The organism is Oceanicaulis sp. LC35 (genome assembly GCF_052055585.1).
Taxonomy (GTDB): Bacteria; Pseudomonadota; Alphaproteobacteria; order Caulobacterales; family Maricaulaceae; genus Oceanicaulis.
Genome location: NZ_CP170485.1, coordinates 897,167 through 912,309 on the forward strand (window position 1 = coordinate 897,167; position 15,143 = coordinate 912,309).

The window sequence follows — 15,143 nt, forward strand, 5'->3', positions numbered from 1 at the left end:
AACCAAGAGCAAACAGTGTTCACTCTACCGTTCTGCATGCTTTCTTCTTGCGCAAGGTCAGGGTAAGCAAGCCCATGTTCGCATTGCCGGTCCAGATTCCGCGCTCCGTGCGCTTCGCGCTGTTCTACGGCGCCTTCTATCTGGGGTTCGGCGCGTACCTGCCCTACATGCCCGTCTGGTATGAAGCCCGTGGTCTGAGCCCTGAAATGATCGGCGCCGCCGCCGCCGCCTCGATGGCGGGGCGCATGATTGCGGCGCCGCTCGGGGCCATGCTGGCGGACCGGGCGCCCAAAAAACAATGGGCGGTGCTGACCTATGCGCTGGTGTCGTTCTTTGCTTTCGCCGCGTTTCTGCCGGCCACCAACCCCTGGGCGATCATCGTACTGGCCGGTATCGCCGGGGGCGCCTTCACCGGCATCATGCCGATCATCGACGCCTTTGCGATCCAGCAATCCACGCGCAAGAAGTTTGCCTTCGGTCCACCCCGCGCCTTTGGCTCGGCGACCTTCATTCTGGGCAATGTGGGTGCAGGCTGGTTGATCGGGGAGCTGGGGGGGGAGGCGGCGCTCGGCTGGACGCTGATCGGCGCGGGGCTTGCGGTGCTGACGGCGTTGATGCTGCCTCCGGGACGGAACCAGCCCCATATTCGCCCGCACGCCGAACAGCCCCGGGGCGGCGTTCTGCACGCCATGATCTCCAATGGTCTGCCGCTGGCTTTCGCCGCCTCGGCGCTGATCCAGGGCGCGCATGGTTTCTACTATGGGTTTTCAGCCGTCGCCTGGCGCGCCGAAGGGGTGCCGTCGAGCGCAGTGGGCCTGCTCTGGGCGACCGGCGTGGGCGCTGAAATCGTTTTCCTGGCCTTCTCGGGACGCGTCCTGCACCGGGTCAGCCCGGCTCTGATGCTGTCGCTGGGAGGCGCAGCGTCTATCCTGCGCTGGCTGGCGCTGGCGGTGTCTCCCCCGCTGTGGATGTTGTTTCCGCTCCAGCTGCTGCATGCCCTGAGCTTCAGCGCAACCTATCTCGGTTTCCTGCGTTACGCCGCGGATAATAGCCCCCAACGCTTTGCATCCATGGCGCAGGCCATCAATTCCGCTTTCTCTGGCGGGTTGATCCTGGCGCTGGCGGCCTATGCGTCCGGGTTTGCGTTCAAGGCGTTCGGCGCTGGCGGGTTCGCGATCATGGCCATTCCCTCAGGATTGGGCCTGATCTTCGCACTCTGGCTCGTGCAATCGTCGCGAACACAGACATAATGGGGTCATACTCCCGGTTATCGTCAGGGATGCAGGGGAAGCGGGGACCATGACAGCAGCGATCGCCCAGGAGCGCCAGACGGCGGAACTGACCACGCGTCAGGACGGCGCCCGGCTGATCGTGGAGCCCAAGGGGGACTGGCTGATGGAGGCGGTGGGCCGCTTTGATCGCCGCCTCAAACGCATCGAGAACGAGACCGACCCGCAGAATCTGGTCATCGACCTGTCCGGGCTGGGCCGGATCGACACGGCCGGCGCGTATCTGCTGGGCCGGACGCTGAGCCGTTGCAACGACCCCGGATCGGACAGCCATTTCATCGGCGAGCATCAGACGGCGCGGCGAATGATGGGCGAAATGCTCGAACGACTGGCTGATTGTCCCGAAGAGGAAACAACGCCGCGTGGTGTCGTCACCACGCTGGCGCGGATTGGTCAGGGCGTGGAGGACGGACTGAAGGAAACCGTGGAATCCTTCGCCTTCTTTGGTCGCACCTTCACCACGGGCCTGAGTGTTCTGGTCAATCCGACCAAGATGCGCTGGACCTCGACCATCCACCTGATGGAGACGGCGGGCGTGGACGCGCTGCCGATCATCTCCATCCTGAGCTTCTTTATCGGCGCGGTCGTCGCCTTCATGGGCGCAAGCCTTCTGGAGACCTTCGGCGCCTCGGTGTTCACCGTGGATCTGGTGGGCATTGCGGTCTTGCGGGAGTTTGGCGTCATCATCACCGCCATCCTGCTCGCCGGGCGATCGGATTCCGCGTTCACGGCGGCGATCGGCTCGATGAAGATGCAGCAGGAAATCGACGCCATGAAGGTGATGGGGCTCGATCCGTTTGAAGTGCTGGTGCTGCCCCGGGTCATCGCCTGCGTCGTGATGGCGCCCTTGCTGACGCTGTCGGCCATGGTGGCGGGTGTCTTTGGCGGCATGCTGGTGAGCTGGATGACGCTCGATATCTCGCCGAATTTCTTTCTGACCCGGCTCAACGACACCATCGATCTCAAGCATTTCCTGGTCGGCATGTCCAAGGCGCCGGTCTTTGGCCTCGTGATCGCCATTGTGGGCTGTCGTCATGGCCTTCAGGTGGGCGGTGATGTGGAAAGCCTCGGGCGTCGTGTAACCACGTCTGTGGTGCAGGCGATCTTCGCGGTGATCGTCATCGATGCCCTGTTCGCCATGATGTATCTGGAGCTAGACATATGACCGACGCTCCCCTGATCGAAGTGCGCGGTCTGCGCAGCCAGTTCGGCTCCCATGTTGTCCATGACGATCTCGACCTTGAAGTGCGTCAGGGCGAGATCCTGGGCATTGTCGGCGGGTCGGGCACCGGCAAATCCGTGCTGGTGAACACCATTCTGGGCCTGAAGAAACCGGATGCGGGCGAGGTCCTGTTCCGGGGGCAGGCGATGTCGCAGCTCAACGCCCGGGATAGATTGGCGCTCGAGAAGCGCTGGGGCGTGCTGTTCCAGTCCGGCGCGCTGTTCTCGTCCCTGACGGTGCAGGAAAACGTCATGGCGCCCATGCGCGAGCATTTGCGCATGCCGGTCAGCCTGATGAAAGAGCTCGCTGATCTTAAGATCGGCCTGGTGGGGCTGGCGGGCGAGGCGGGCGGCAAGCTGCCTTCAGAACTGTCGGGCGGGATGAAGAAGCGTGCGGGGCTGGCCCGGGCGCTGGCGCTGGACCCGGACATCCTGTTTCTGGACGAGCCCACAGCCGGGCTTGATCCCATCGGGGCCAGCGCGTTCGATGATCTGATCAAGGAATTGTCGGAGACCCTCAACCTGACTGTGGTGATGATCACCCATGATCTCGACAGCCTGCATGCGATCTGTGATCGGGTGGCGGTGCTGGCGGACAAGAAGGTGATCGCCAATGCGCCACTGTCGGAGCTGACGCGCAATGAGCACCCCTGGATCCAGGAATATTTTGGCGGTCCGCGTGGACGCGCCGTGTTAAGACAAGCGGCCGAGGACTAGGACAGGTCATGGAAACCAAAGCCCATCACGCCATTGTCGGTTTCTTCGTCGTCTTCCTGACGGTGTCCGGGGTCATGCTGACCTTGTGGCTCTCAGGCGCGTCGCTCGACAAGGAATTCCGCGAGTATGACGTCGTATTTGACGGGGCCGTCCGTGGTCTGCGACCGGCGTCCGAAGTGCGCTTTAACGGCATTCAGGTCGGCGAGGTGACCGAGCTGGGGCTGAACCCGGACAATCCCGGACAGGTGATCGCGCGCATCCGTGTGAACGTCGAAACCCCGGTGAAGTCCGATTCCGAGGCCCAGCTTGAACCCCAGGGCCTGACGGGTCTGTCCTATATCCAGATTTCTGCAGGCTCCCCGAATGCCGAGCGTCTTGAAAGTCGTCCAGGCGACCGGGCCCCGCGCATCTACGCCACTCAGGCCCAGATTGATCAACTGGTGGAAGGGGGCGAAAGCCTTCTGGAATCCGCCCAGCTCAGCTTTGTGCGGGTGAGCCGACTGCTCAGCGATGAAAATCTGGAAAGCCTGACCAACACCCTCAACCATATCGAGACGATTACCGGCAATCTGGCGGAACGCGAATTGCTGATGACGGAAGCCCGTGCTGCGCTCAACTCCATCCGCCAGGCCGGCGATGACGTGTCCGTGGCGGCTAGCGCCATGCAGCAATTCGCCGAAGTGACTGAGCGTTATGTGGTTAATGACCTGACCCCCGCGACGCTGGACACCGCCGCTGCGGCGCAGGAAGTGGACCGCACCGCGCAAGAGACCTATGACGCGCTGGTGTCGATCCGGCCGGGCGTGGAAGAATTTTCCGAGGATGGTCTGACCCAGCTGACCGCAACCTTGCGCGATCTGCGCTCGCTGGTCGCTGCGCTCGAGCGTGTCGCGCTGGAGCTGGAGGCGGATCCGGCCGGATTTATCGCCGAACCTGAAGGCGCTGAAGTGGAGGTGCCGCGATGAGCACGATGAGCAAGTACGCGCTGGGCGCGCTCGCGGCGATGAGCCTTGTGGCGACGCCGGGCTGTATTTCCCTGCTGCCTGAAAGCGAGCCGGTTTCGCTCTACCGCCTCAATGGTCTGGTGGAGGACGAGCAGGCGCCGTCTCCCAACGCCCAGACGCTGGTCGTTGACCGCATCACGGCGCCGCGCGGGCTGGCTGTGGACAAGGTGGCGCTGCTGCGTGATGGCGAGCTGGCCTATATGGCGGGCGCAGCCTGGCTGTCGCCGGCGCCGGTGATGGTGCAAGACCGCATCCTCGACATCCTTCAGAGCGAAACGCCGGAACTGATCCCCGCACGCACTGAGGACGGGGTCGAGGCGCGCTATCGCATGCAGATCGAATTGCGCCGGTTTGAGGCCGAATATGATCAGGGTCCCAACCGGGCGCCGGTCATCCAGATGCGCGTGATGGCGCGTCTGATCGATCGTGACGAGCGTACGCTTGCCGCGGCGCGCCGCTTTGATGTCAGTGTGCGCGCCAGCGATAACCGCCAGAGCGCGCTGATCGCCGCCTTCAGCGAAGCGACCAATGACACGGCGCGCTCGCTGGCTGAATGGTCCGCCGGGGTCGTCTGCGCTGAAAGCGGCTGCTGAGGCCTCAGGGCATGTCTGAAACGAAAAGGCCGGCTTCGATGGAAGCCGGCCTTTTTGTGTGTGCTGTGGCGGGGCTAGTTGTCGCGACCGCCGCGATTGCGCTTGTCGTCATCCTTGTTGGCGGGCGGCGTCTCACCGGAATCTGAATCCATATTCGCCAGCAGGTCACGCCAGCGCCAGCTGGCTTCCTTGCGGGCCTTGGCGACGCCATCGCGGATGCTGTCACGGACCGGATCATCCTCGTCATCAACGAAGTCCGCCTCGTCCTCATCATCCTCGTTGGCGCGGGTCGGCTCGACTGCTTTCAGCGCAGGCTTGGACTCTTCCTTGCGCCGCGCACGCTCGGCCTTGCGCTCCTCGACCTTGGACGCTTCCCAGTCCTCGTCGCGCGTTTTGCTGTCTGCGCGTTTGGGAGCGCTCTCTTTGCTCTCGGACTTGGATTTGCCTGCATCCTCGTCCTTGCGACGGGCGCTCAGCGGATCAGGCAGCTCGTTGAGATTGAGATCGAGCGGTTTGTGACCGCCCGCGACGGCGCCCATGCGCAGGATGAAATCGCTGAGCAGCTCATAGTTCTGGCGAATGCGAGACTGGAACAGGGCATCGATATCGCGCGCCTGATCCGATGCCGTCTGCGCGGTTTCGTTGAGCTGGCTCAGACCATCTTCAAGGGTGCGCTGCATAGCCTTGGCCGCGTTGCGGGCGGCGTCCGGCGCATCTTCGAGCTTGCTGCGCAGACCTGACAACTCATCCTCGATCCGGCGGCTTTCGCGGCGAGCCGCATCGAGAGTTTCCGACAATTGCTTGCGGACCGCTTCAGCAGCTTCTTCGGCGGCCTTTTCGGCGCGGGCGGTCAGATCCTCGGCTTCACGCAGGCGCGCCTGATAGGCTTCGTCCGAGCGACGCGCGACGTCAAAGCCGCTCTCGCTCACGCGCTCCAGAGCGGCTTCAGCGTCATCAGCCTGCTTCTTCAGGCTTTCGCCCGCTTCTTCAGCCGCTTCACGGGCCGCGCGCGCTGCGTCGCGCATGCGATCAAGTGCACGCTCCTGGGCGCGGGCGGCTTCCTCGCTGCGTTCAGACAGGGAATTGGCGAGATCCTTGGCCTGACCCAGAGCCTTGTCGACGGCGTCCAGGAACACTTCGCCGGAATTCTTGGCGGTGCTCTCAAGGATTTCAGCGCCATCGCGCGCCTTGCGCGTCATGGTCTCAAGCTCGGCCTTGTGGAAGTCGAGCGCGGCGCCGATCTTCTCCTGCTCCTTGCGCAGGGTTTCGGTCACGTCCTGAAGACGGTCGCGATGCTTGAGATAGGCCTCTTCCAGCCCGTCGGTGCGATTGCGCAGCATGTCAGAGAAGTCACGCAGCTCGGTCGCGCGGGCATCCAGTGACAGAGCCACGCGATCGCCGGCTTCTTCGGCAGCCTGACCGGCGGCGCTCAGGCGTTCGGCGCCGGACTTGATCAGGCGCTCGCCCGCCGCGGCCTTGGCGTCGGCCAGCTCGGCTGCGGCGGCGACCATCTTGGACTGGTCCTGAATGGCGGCCGCGATCATTGCCGCCTTGTCATCCAGGCCTTCGGACACATCGTTGAGGCGCAGACGTTCCTCACGCAGCTCGCGGGTCAGTCGCTCGGCGCGCTCACGGGCGCGGGTCGAGCCGTCCTCAAGGCTTTCGGCATGGTGAGTGATGACCTCTTCCATGGCGGCAAGCCGGGCCAGCGCGCTTTCCATGGCCTTGTTGACGCGATCGACCTGCATGGTGATGGCGTCTGCCAGTCGCGAGGCGTCCTCCTCGGCGTGTTCGGTGGGGGTGGCGAGGCGCAGTACCGCGGCGTCGAGGCGCCGGGCGCGAGAGCCGGCGCGCGCCACTTCCCGGCCCAGAAGGCCCGCAAGCACGAAGAGGAGGGCGGGCGCGGCTGCAAAGACCGACAGGCCCGCCAGTTGAGCCGGGCTCAGCGCGGTGAGATCGGTATAGCCGGCGAGATAGGCCGCTGCGCCGCCAAACCACAAAAGACCAAAGGCTGCGCCGCCGAAAGCCAGCCAGCCGCCGCCTTCGGTTCGGGGCGCGGGCGCATCCATCAACGGAGCCAGGGGTTTGCGGTTCACCGTATCCAGCATGCCGCCGGACGCTTCGGTGATGACGCTTTCCTCAAGCTTTTCAGTATCTTTCGTGTCGTTGGCAGCCATGACGTCTCGTCTGGTTTGGCGCGTTCGCACATGCGGATGTGGCCGTGAAACGGCTATCCTAACAGAAACGCGCAGCTCTGCAGGTCTGTTTGTTCAGACCTCGTGTTTAAAGCCAGACAGTGAGTCGTTCAAAGCGTGGGAAGCGCCGGGCGGCTCGGTATGGTTTCGCAATCATTAAGAATAATGATTTGCGCCGTCGTGCGGATCGTCCGGTCCTCTGAAGAAGCGGAGCCGGCCTGGATCATAAGGGCCGGGCTGCACAGCGACTGCGCGTTCTGAACCGAGACGGACAGGGCGGCCGGATTGAGCAGCGCGCCTTCAATCTCTTCGCGGATTTCATGCGGCGCCATCTGCACCGCCCGGGGATCCTGCGCGCGTTCATAGCCCAGTCCCAGGAAGGACAGGGCGGCGGCGAGGATCATATGGGCGAAGTCGATCAGGAGCGTCATGTCAGAAACCAGCATACGGGCGAACAAAGCTATGCAACCACGTGAACGCGGAGACAAGTTCAGGGCGTCCTGATTTTCATGAACTCTTCGTAAGGCGAGAGCTGTCCGGACGTAGAACTGTCTTGCGCTGTGGCCAAAATACGGTGAGCTTGCACTGAACTGGAAATGAAGACGGGGGGCGTCGTGAACCAGCATACAGCACCAGTGGCCGCCAAGGACCGCTTTGAAAGTCTGGACGTCCTGCGCGGACTGGCCGTGCTCGGCATTCTGATGGTGAATGTCCAGGCCTTCACCATGGCCTCAAACGCCTATGTCTATCCGCCCGCGCATATGGATCTGACCGGCGCCAATCTGACGGTCTGGTACATCACGCACGTCTTCTTCGAGATGAAGTTCATCACGATTTTCTCGGCGCTTTTCGGCGCGGGGATGTTGCTGATGGTGGGCGATGAGCCTGACGCCTCGCGCAAGCTGCACTTCTCGCGCATGACCTGGCTTCTGGTGATCGGCCTCATCCACATGTTCGGCCTGTGGTTTGGCGACATTCTTGTCACCTATGCCCTGGGCGGCTTCATCATCGTGTTCTTCCGGCGCATGTCGCCGGCCAAGCTGATCGGCTGGGGCCTGTTCTGGACGGCGCTTTCAGGGCTGCTGATGATCCTTCTGATGGCGAGCTTTACCCTTCTGCCGCCGGACATGACCGCTGTCGATGTGGGCATGGCCTACACGGATGAGCAGCTGGCGGAACTCGTCGGGACCTATCAGAGCGGATATCTGCAAAGCCGCATCCCCAATGCCGCAAACGGGCTGGGCAATATCCTGATGTTCGCCTTCTTTGGCGGCCGGATCGTCGGGGTGATGCTGCTGGGCATGGCGCTGTTCAAGCTGGGCTTCCTTCTGGGACGCTGGAACGTGCGAAATTACGTGATCGCGGCGGCGGTCGGGCTTGGCGTCGGCCTGCCTCTGGTCGCCTGGGGCGGTCAGGTCGCAATTGATCATGCCTTCTCTCTCGATACGATCTGGGTGCACACCGCGACAAACTATGCGGGCAGCCTGTTGGTCAGCTTCGGTTATGCCGCCCTGATCAATCTCGCCTGCAAGGCGCCCTGGCTGAAGCTGGTCCGGATGCCGCTGGCGGCGGCCGGGCGCATGGCCTTCACCAATTACCTCACCCAGACCATCACCATGGTGTTCCTGACGGTGGGCGGGATCGGTCTTGGGCTGTTCGGCCAGCTCGAACGCGTGGATCAGGCGCGACTGGTCATTCTGATCTGGGCGGTGCAGCTGATCATCTCGCCGCTCTGGCTCAGCGTGTTCCGCTTCGGTCCGTTTGAATGGCTCTGGCGCAGCCTCAGCTATGGCAAGCTGCAGCCCTTCTTGAAGAAGTCTGACGCGTGAGCGAGGTCCGGGCGGGCGACGCCTTTGCGGTCTATGGCCTGTTAAGAGCGGGAGAGAGCGGATTTGCGCAATTCGGGCTTGAGCAGGCCTTCGCGCCGCTTGGCCCCTGCGTGCTGCCTGGCCAGCTTTATGATCTGGGCGCCTATCCCGGCCTTGTGGAGGGCGAGGGGCAGGTGGTCGGCGAAATGTTCGAGGTACGCGATGCTTCGGTCATGCCCAAAGTCGACGCCTATGAAGATTACTGGCCCGAGGATCCGGCGCGCTCGCGCTATGAACGCCGCAAGGTCCGGCTGATCGAGCCGGACCGGGACGCCTGGGTCTATGTCTGGGTGCTGGGCGTTCAGGACGCCCGGCTGATCCGGAGCGGGGACTGGTTCAAGCGCTAGATCGCGTCGGGCTGGTTCTCGGGCGCCGCGCGCTCGAACTCGGGCAGGGCGCGGGCGGCTTCGTCCGCCGCCACAAGCCGGGGGTAGGGCGCCAGGTCCACGCCAAAGCGGCGGGCGTTGAACATTTGCGGCAACAGATAGATTTCCGCCAGCGTCGGGCCGTCGCCAAAGGTGAAACCGTTCTGGCCGTCCGCTTGTTCCGCCAGCTTTTCCAGCGCATCAAACCCGAGGCTGATCCAGTGACGCGCCCAGGCGGGGCCCGCCTCTGCGTCATCGCCCGCCAGCTCGCGCGCCTTCTTCAGGATGCGCAGGTTCTGCAGGGGGTGGATGTCACAGCCGATCGCCGCTGCGAAGGCGCGAACCTTTGCGCGTTTGATCGGGTCAGAGGGCAGCAGCGGACGCTGGGGGAAGGTCTCCTCGATCCATTCGAGAATCGCGACGGACTGGGTCAGGATTTCCCCATCCACTTCCAGCGCCGGCACCAGTCCCTGCGGGTTCTTGGCCTTGTAGGCGTCTGAATGCTGTTCGCCCTCAACCAGGTTCACGCCCACATAGTCAAAGGGCACGCCCTTCCAGTTCAGCGCAAGCCGGGTGCGATAGCTGGTGCCGGAGCGAAAATAACCGTGCAGGACCAGTTTCATGGAACAATTCTCCGCAGTTTGAGGGGGCGTCGCTGACTTAGGGGGTGAATTTAGTTGCAAATGATACTATCTTCCGCCACACGACGATGCGCGCCGAAACCGGACTGATCAAGCCATTCGGCGCATCACGATTGATTTAAGGGAGCGCCCCATGGCCGATCTGTTTGAGAACCCGCTGGGCACCGACGGCTTCGAGTTCGTCGAGTACACGAGCCCGGAACCGGAAAAGCTTGAAGCGCTGTTTGAAAGCCTCGGCTTCACCGCCGTCGCCAAGCACAAGACCAAGAACATCATCCGCTACAAGCAGGGCGATGTGACCTTCCTGGTGAACAAGGAAGAGACCGGCCAGGCCGCTGACTTCCGCAAGGAACACGGCCCGAGCGCGAACGCCATGGCGTTCCGCGTCAAGGACGCCAAGAAAGCCTATGCCGACGCCATCGAGCGCGGCGCCGAGCCGTTCGGCGACGGCGTCTGGACCGACGCCATTCCGTCCATCAAGGGCATTGGCGGCTCCGTCCTCTATCTCGTGGACACCTATGGCGATGCGACGATCTATGATGATCTGTTCGAGCCGATCCCGGGCGCCGAGGATAAAGGAGGCGTGGGCCTTGAGGTGCTCGATCACCTGACCCACAACGTGATCAACGGCAATATGAACAAGTGGGCGAGCTTTTACGAGAACGTCTTCAACTTCCGCGAAATCCGCTATTTCGACATCAAGGGCCAGCACACCGGCCTTCTGTCTCGCGCCATGACCGGCCCGTGCGGCAAGCTGAAGATCCCGCTGAACGAAAGCTCTGACGATCAGTCCCAGATCTCTGAATATCTGCGTGAGTACAATGGCGAAGGCATCCAGCACATCGCCCTGACCACGCCGAACATCTATGAGACCGTCGAGAAGCTGCGCGAGAACGGCGTTGTCTTCCAGTCCACGCCGCAAACGTATTACGAGCTCGTGGACGAGCGCGTGCCGAACCATGGCGAGGATCTGGAGCGTCTGAAGAAGAACTCCATCCTGGTCGACGGCAATCCGGAAACCGGCGATGGCCTGCTGCTGCAGATCTTCACCACGACCAATATCGGTCCGATCTTCTTCGAGATCATTCAGCGCAAGGGCAATGAAGGCTTCGGCGAGGGCAACTTCAAGGCCCTGTTTGAATCTATCGAGCTCGACCAGATCCGCCGCGGCGTGATCAAGACCGAGCCGGCCGCCGAGTAATCTTGGCGGACGACGCCCGCATAACTCCGGACGCAGGCGAGGGCGCAAGCCTTCGCCTGCCGTCCTATGTGCCGTATCGGCTGTCGGTGACGTCGAACAAGGCGTCCAGCCTGATCGCCAAGGCCTATCAGGCCCGGTTCGGGCTGACGATCTGGGAATGGCGGGTGATTGCGGTCCTGGGTGAGGGCGAGGCCCTGACGGCCCAGGCGGTGTGTGAAGCGACCGCCATGGACAAGGTCAGCGTCAGCCGCGCCATCCGCGCGCTGGACGAGCGCGGGCTGGTGGCCCGGATCCGAAACAAGCAGGACCGGCGCGCCAGTGATGTGTCACTGACGCCCGAGGGGCAGGCGATCTACGCCGAAGTCGCCCCCCTGGCGCTTGATTATGAAAAGAAATTGCTTGAGGCGTTCAGCGATGAGGAGCGCGACCAGCTGATGAGTCTCCTCGACAAGCTGGAAGCGCAACTTGATGAAGTCGGGCAGGCGTTCGAACGCTAGAGCTCTGTTCTGGTCGATCTCGGTCGACCAAAAAGCTTTAGCCCTGAGCGATCAGGCTGAGCCATTGCGCGATCAGCGCAGGGCTTTCAGAGCCTTCAATCTCGACCGTCACATCCTGAGTCAGCTGCAGCTGGCCCGGCTTGCGTTCGATGACGTTCGCAAGCGTGAACGTGCCGCGGATCTTTGACCCGACCCGAACCGGCGTCAGGAAACGGACTTTCTCAAAGCCGTAATTGATGCCGATCACGCCTGCGGGAAAGTCCGGCAGGGCCTGCTCGCCGAAATGGCTGAGCATGGACAGCGTCAGGAAGCCGTGGGCGATCGGACCGCCGAACGGGCTTTCGTTTTTGGCGCGTTCCGGGTCCACATGAATGAACTGGTGATCTTTGGTCACGTCCGCAAAGGCGTTGACCTGATCCTGAGTGACCTCAAACCAGTCCGACGAATGCGATTGGCCCACACGGGCCTTGTATGTGTCTAGCAAGCTCATGGCGTCACTTGAACGCTAAAGCGCTTAACCGTCAAGTGACTGATCGCCTCGACGCCGCTTGATCACCCATTTCACGAGACCGAAGATCGAGATCGACAGCCAGCAGATTTCGATCACGAAACTGGCGAGGTTGAACGTCACCATCAGCGAGACAATCAAGAGGGATGCGCCGCACAGATTGAGCAGAAGATAGCCGAGCCCGTCGCTTCTCACTTTCTCGATCTGCAAGAGGAAATAGCCCGCCAGCACGCAGGCCACGCCCATCAGTCCGATGATGTCGGTCAGGGTCATATGAGGCGGGTCCTTGTGACGCGAGTTGAGGCTCTGGCCATACTGTCCCCGCGCGCGGGGAACAAGTCATGCGGCTGCGTGAAGGTCTGTTAACGGCCGGGCCTTTAGGGTTCGGCGTTCATCTGCATGGAGGGTTGGTCGCGATGAGCGCGCCCGTTCTGGACCGAGACCATCTTGAACAATACACGGCCGGCGACGCCGCGCTTGAAGCGGAATTGTTTGGCCTTCTGGCGGCGCAAATCGAGGCGTGCGTCAGCGCCTTGAAGGCGGCCAGCTCAGAACGTGATTGGCGTATCGCGGCCCATACTCTCAAGGGCGCGTCGCGCGGGGTCGGGGCGATGGAGCTGGGCGAGGCGTGCGCGCTGGCGGAAGAACGCTTTGGCGATGCAGAAGCGCTGCAGGCGGTTGAGACGGCGGCGGATCGCGCCAGCAACGCCATGGCGGCTGTGCGCGGCTAGCGCGTCTTGTCCCAGACCTTGAATTCATAGGCGATCGACTGCTCAACCAGCTCGCGCCAGACCGGTTCGGCGATCTCGGCGGGAAGCCCGGCGGGTTCGGCGGCCTTGAGCACTTTCGTCACCACATCCTCGATGCGCTCTTCATCGCGCACCACATCCCGGCTGGGTTTGATCCGGGCGGCGGCCTGCATATAGCGCGAACGTTCAGCGATCAGCGCCACCAGCGCCCGATCCATACGGTCCACGCCGTCACGCACCTCCGCCATGGTCTCGCACGCTTCAGGAGCGGTGCGGGCGTTCAGGTCATCCAGATCAAAATGGGCAGGTGATTTTGAAGTCATGTGCGGCGTTATAGGCTGAAGTTTGAGCGCTCCAAACCCCTTCGTCGCATTGCATCATGCCGGGGCGCAGCTAAAACGGCGGAAGAAGAGCAGGAGAGCGCCATGCAGCCCGTCACCCTTTACGGCAATATCGAGAGCGGCAACTGTCTGAAGACCCTGTGGGCGGCGAAAATCGCTGATGTCCCGCATGACTGGGTCGAGGTGGATATTTTCGGCGGCGAGACCCGCAGCGATTCCTTCCTGGCGCTGAACCCGGCCGGTCAGGTGCCGGTGCTGCGCCATGAAGATGGCCGCACTCTGGCCCAGTCCAACGCCATCCTGCTTTACCTGCTCGATGGCACGGCGCTCATCCCGTCAGACCCGTTCAAGCGGGCGGTGATGATGCAATGGCTGTTCTGGGAGCAGTATTCGCACGAGCCCTATATCGCCGTGCGGCGCAGCGCCCTGCGCTTCAAGGGCGCGAACGAGGCCGATCTCGACCCCGAGCTCTACGCCAAGGGCCGCCGCGCGCTGGGCGTGATGGAGATGAACCTCATCTCGCAAAGCTTCATGGTGGGCGAAGAGATGAGCGCAGCGGACATCGCGCTGGTGGCCTATACGCGCGTCGCCGATGAGGGCGGCTTTGACCTGTCTGAATTCCCCGCCGTCAATGGCTGGGTGCGCCGCGTGGAGAGCGCGCTGGGCATCGAGCATGGCCAGGCGGCGGTGCATGGCGATCCCGAATAATCGCCTGACGCAGCATGGATGAAAAAAAGGGGCGGTTCGACCGCCCCTTTTTGTCTCTACCGCCGTTTGGCCAGTTCCTTCATCGCCTTGTCCACGCCCGACAGGGTCAGGGGGAACATGCGCTCCTCGCCGATGATCTCGCGCACCAGCTGCACCGAATAGGTGTGCGGCCACCAGCCCTCGGGCGTGGGGTTCAGCCAGATCAGGTGGGGATAGGTCTCTTTCAGGCGACGCAGCCAGACCCCGCCCGCTTCCTCGTTCCAGTGCTCGACCGACCCGCCCGGATGGGTGATCTCGGTCGGGGACATGGCGGCGTCACCCACGATCACGACCTTGTAGTCGCTGGGGTATTTGTGCAGCACATCCCACATGGAGCGGGTTTCGGTGCGCCGGCGCAGATTGGACTTCCACACGCCCTCATAGATGCAGTTGTGGAAGTAGAAATACTCAAGATTCTTGAACACGCCCCGCGCCGCCGAGAACAGGCGTTCGGTGAGATCGATATAGGGGTCCATGGACCCGCCCACATCAAAGAACACCAGCACTTTCACCGCATTGCGACGCTCGGCGCGCATCTGCACATCCAGATAGCCCTTGCTGGCGGTGGCGCGGATGGTGCCTTCAAGATCGAGCTCTTCCTCGGCCCCGTCGCGCGCGAACTGGCGCAGGCGGCGCAGCGCGACCTTCAGGTTTCGGGTGCCCAGCTCGCGCTCGGAATCAAGATCCTTGAAGCGGCGGTTCTCCCAGACCTTGTTGGCTTTCTTGTTCTTGGACTGGCCGCCAATGCGCACGCCGTTCGGGCTCCAGCCCGAATTGCCATAAGGGCTCGTGCCGCCGGTGCCGATCCATTTATTGCCGCCTTCGTGGCGCTTTTCCTGCTCCTTGAGACGATCCTGCAGCGTCTTCATGAGCTGGTCGAAATCCATCTCCTGCAGCGCTTCCATCTCCTCTTTGGTGAGATGGCGCTTCATCTGGGCGGTCAGCCAGTCCTCGGGGATCTCGTCAGATTTGAACAGATCGCCCAAGGCCTCGATGCCCTCGAAATGATGGGCGAAGACCTTGTCGAACTTGTCGAAATTGCGCTCATCCTTGACCAGCGCCGCCCGACTGACCGCGTAGAAGCTGTCCACCTCCTGCTCGATCGCGCCTTTTTTCAGGGCTTCAAGCAGGGTGAGATATTCCCGGGTGGAGACCGGGATCTTGGCGGCGCGCAGATCCGTGAAGAAGCGGTGGAAGAGGGCCATGG

Annotated in this window: 18 protein-coding genes; 11 read left to right on the forward strand and 7 right to left on the reverse strand. The window is 62.6% G+C overall.

Features of this window, described 5'->3' with window-relative positions; translation table 11 throughout:
• The first annotated feature begins 74 nt into the window (after nucleotides 1–74).
• Genes ACFELO_RS04160 through ACFELO_RS04180 form a run of 5 tightly spaced genes read left to right on the forward strand, consistent with a single transcriptional unit; the run spans nucleotide 75 to nucleotide 4,824 of the window.
• On the forward strand, nucleotides 75–1,250 hold the full coding sequence (locus ACFELO_RS04160; RefSeq protein ID WP_440959315.1) for an MFS transporter: 1,176 nt from the start codon (nucleotides 75–77) through the stop codon (nucleotides 1,248–1,250).
• A gap of 49 nt (nucleotides 1,251–1,299) precedes the next feature.
• Nucleotides 1,300–2,454: an MlaE family lipid ABC transporter permease subunit gene (locus ACFELO_RS04165; protein ID WP_440959316.1), complete on the forward strand. Its 1,155-nt coding sequence runs from the start codon at nucleotides 1,300–1,302 to the stop codon at nucleotides 2,452–2,454.
• The gene (locus ACFELO_RS04170) at nucleotides 2,451–3,227 is read left to right on the forward strand and encodes an ABC transporter ATP-binding protein (RefSeq protein ID WP_440959317.1); all 777 of its coding nucleotides are present in this window, start codon (nucleotides 2,451–2,453) and stop codon (nucleotides 3,225–3,227) included. The genes ACFELO_RS04165 and ACFELO_RS04170 overlap by 4 nt, the downstream gene beginning before the upstream one ends.
• A gap of 8 nt (nucleotides 3,228–3,235) precedes the next feature.
• Complete coding sequence (locus ACFELO_RS04175) at nucleotides 3,236–4,192, forward strand: MlaD family protein (protein ID WP_440959318.1); 957 nt, start codon at nucleotides 3,236–3,238, stop codon at nucleotides 4,190–4,192.
• Entirely contained in the window at nucleotides 4,189–4,824 is a 636-nt protein-coding gene (locus ACFELO_RS04180; RefSeq protein WP_440959319.1) for an ABC-type transport auxiliary lipoprotein family protein, read from the forward strand. The genes ACFELO_RS04175 and ACFELO_RS04180 overlap by 4 nt, the downstream gene beginning before the upstream one ends.
• Before the next feature lie 74 nt (nucleotides 4,825–4,898).
• Here the strand turns inward: ACFELO_RS04180 and ACFELO_RS04185 are convergent, their stop codons facing one another.
• Both ACFELO_RS04185 and ACFELO_RS04190 read right to left on the reverse strand, forming a co-directional pair.
• Nucleotides 4,899–7,001, reverse strand: coding sequence for a hypothetical protein (locus ACFELO_RS04185; RefSeq protein WP_440959320.1), 2,103 nt, complete (start codon nucleotides 6,999–7,001; stop codon nucleotides 4,899–4,901).
• 128 nt (nucleotides 7,002–7,129) lie between these two features.
• Nucleotides 7,130–7,450 (reverse strand): hypothetical protein, encoded by a 321-nt coding sequence (locus ACFELO_RS04190; RefSeq protein ID WP_440959321.1) that lies wholly within the window; start codon nucleotides 7,448–7,450, stop codon nucleotides 7,130–7,132.
• A gap of 183 nt (nucleotides 7,451–7,633) precedes the next feature.
• Between ACFELO_RS04190 and ACFELO_RS04195 the strand changes: the two genes are divergently transcribed.
• Together ACFELO_RS04195 and ACFELO_RS04200 are read left to right on the forward strand one after the other, a co-directional pair.
• The gene (locus ACFELO_RS04195) at nucleotides 7,634–8,848 is read left to right on the forward strand and encodes a DUF418 domain-containing protein (protein ID WP_440959322.1); all 1,215 of its coding nucleotides are present in this window, start codon (nucleotides 7,634–7,636) and stop codon (nucleotides 8,846–8,848) included.
• Nucleotides 8,845–9,234, forward strand: coding sequence for a gamma-glutamylcyclotransferase family protein (locus ACFELO_RS04200; protein WP_440959323.1), 390 nt, complete (start codon nucleotides 8,845–8,847; stop codon nucleotides 9,232–9,234). The genes ACFELO_RS04195 and ACFELO_RS04200 overlap by 4 nt, the downstream gene beginning before the upstream one ends.
• Here the strand turns inward: ACFELO_RS04200 and maiA are convergent.
• On the reverse strand, nucleotides 9,231–9,875 hold the full coding sequence (gene maiA / locus ACFELO_RS04205) for a maleylacetoacetate isomerase (protein WP_440959324.1): 645 nt from the start codon (nucleotides 9,873–9,875) through the stop codon (nucleotides 9,231–9,233). The two genes, ACFELO_RS04200 and maiA, sit on opposite strands and share 4 nt — an antisense overlap.
• A gap of 151 nt (nucleotides 9,876–10,026) precedes the next feature.
• Between maiA and hppD the strand changes: the two genes are divergently transcribed.
• Together hppD and ACFELO_RS04215 are read left to right on the forward strand one after the other, a co-directional pair.
• Nucleotides 10,027–11,094: a 4-hydroxyphenylpyruvate dioxygenase gene (hppD, locus tag ACFELO_RS04210; protein WP_440959325.1), complete on the forward strand. Its 1,068-nt coding sequence runs from the start codon at nucleotides 10,027–10,029 to the stop codon at nucleotides 11,092–11,094.
• A gap of 2 nt (nucleotides 11,095–11,096) precedes the next feature.
• The gene (locus ACFELO_RS04215) at nucleotides 11,097–11,591 is read left to right on the forward strand and encodes a MarR family winged helix-turn-helix transcriptional regulator (protein ID WP_440959326.1); all 495 of its coding nucleotides are present in this window, start codon (nucleotides 11,097–11,099) and stop codon (nucleotides 11,589–11,591) included.
• A gap of 37 nt (nucleotides 11,592–11,628) precedes the next feature.
• On the opposite strand, the gene ACFELO_RS04220 is transcribed toward ACFELO_RS04215, so the two are convergent.
• Both ACFELO_RS04220 and ACFELO_RS04225 read right to left on the reverse strand, forming a co-directional pair.
• Nucleotides 11,629–12,081: a MaoC family dehydratase gene (locus ACFELO_RS04220; RefSeq protein WP_440959327.1), complete on the reverse strand. Its 453-nt coding sequence runs from the start codon at nucleotides 12,079–12,081 to the stop codon at nucleotides 11,629–11,631.
• A gap of 24 nt (nucleotides 12,082–12,105) precedes the next feature.
• Nucleotides 12,106–12,372 carry a CBU_0592 family membrane protein gene (locus tag ACFELO_RS04225; protein ID WP_440959328.1) on the reverse strand — a complete coding sequence of 89 codons (267 nt, stop codon included), beginning with the start codon at nucleotides 12,370–12,372 and terminating at the stop codon, nucleotides 12,106–12,108.
• Between the two features lie 143 nt (nucleotides 12,373–12,515).
• On the opposite strand from ACFELO_RS04225, the gene ACFELO_RS04230 reads away from it, so the two are divergent.
• Nucleotides 12,516–12,830 (forward strand): Hpt domain-containing protein, encoded by a 315-nt coding sequence (locus ACFELO_RS04230; RefSeq protein ID WP_440959329.1) that lies wholly within the window; start codon nucleotides 12,516–12,518, stop codon nucleotides 12,828–12,830.
• Here ACFELO_RS04230 and ACFELO_RS04235 read toward each other — a convergent pair.
• Nucleotides 12,827–13,171 (reverse strand): chorismate mutase, encoded by a 345-nt coding sequence (locus ACFELO_RS04235; RefSeq protein WP_440959330.1) that lies wholly within the window; start codon nucleotides 13,169–13,171, stop codon nucleotides 12,827–12,829. The two genes, ACFELO_RS04230 and ACFELO_RS04235, sit on opposite strands and share 4 nt — an antisense overlap.
• A 102-nt stretch (nucleotides 13,172–13,273) precedes the next feature.
• Here ACFELO_RS04235 and ACFELO_RS04240 point away from each other — a divergent pair, with 102 nt between their 5' ends.
• Nucleotides 13,274–13,897, forward strand: coding sequence for a glutathione S-transferase family protein (locus ACFELO_RS04240; RefSeq protein WP_440959331.1), 624 nt, complete (start codon nucleotides 13,274–13,276; stop codon nucleotides 13,895–13,897).
• A 56-nt stretch (nucleotides 13,898–13,953) separates the two neighbouring features.
• On the opposite strand, the gene ACFELO_RS04245 is transcribed toward ACFELO_RS04240, so the two are convergent.
• Complete coding sequence (locus ACFELO_RS04245; RefSeq protein WP_440959332.1) at nucleotides 13,954–15,141, reverse strand: vWA domain-containing protein; 1,188 nt, start codon at nucleotides 15,139–15,141, stop codon at nucleotides 13,954–13,956.
• Nucleotides 15,142–15,143 lie beyond the last annotated feature (2 nt).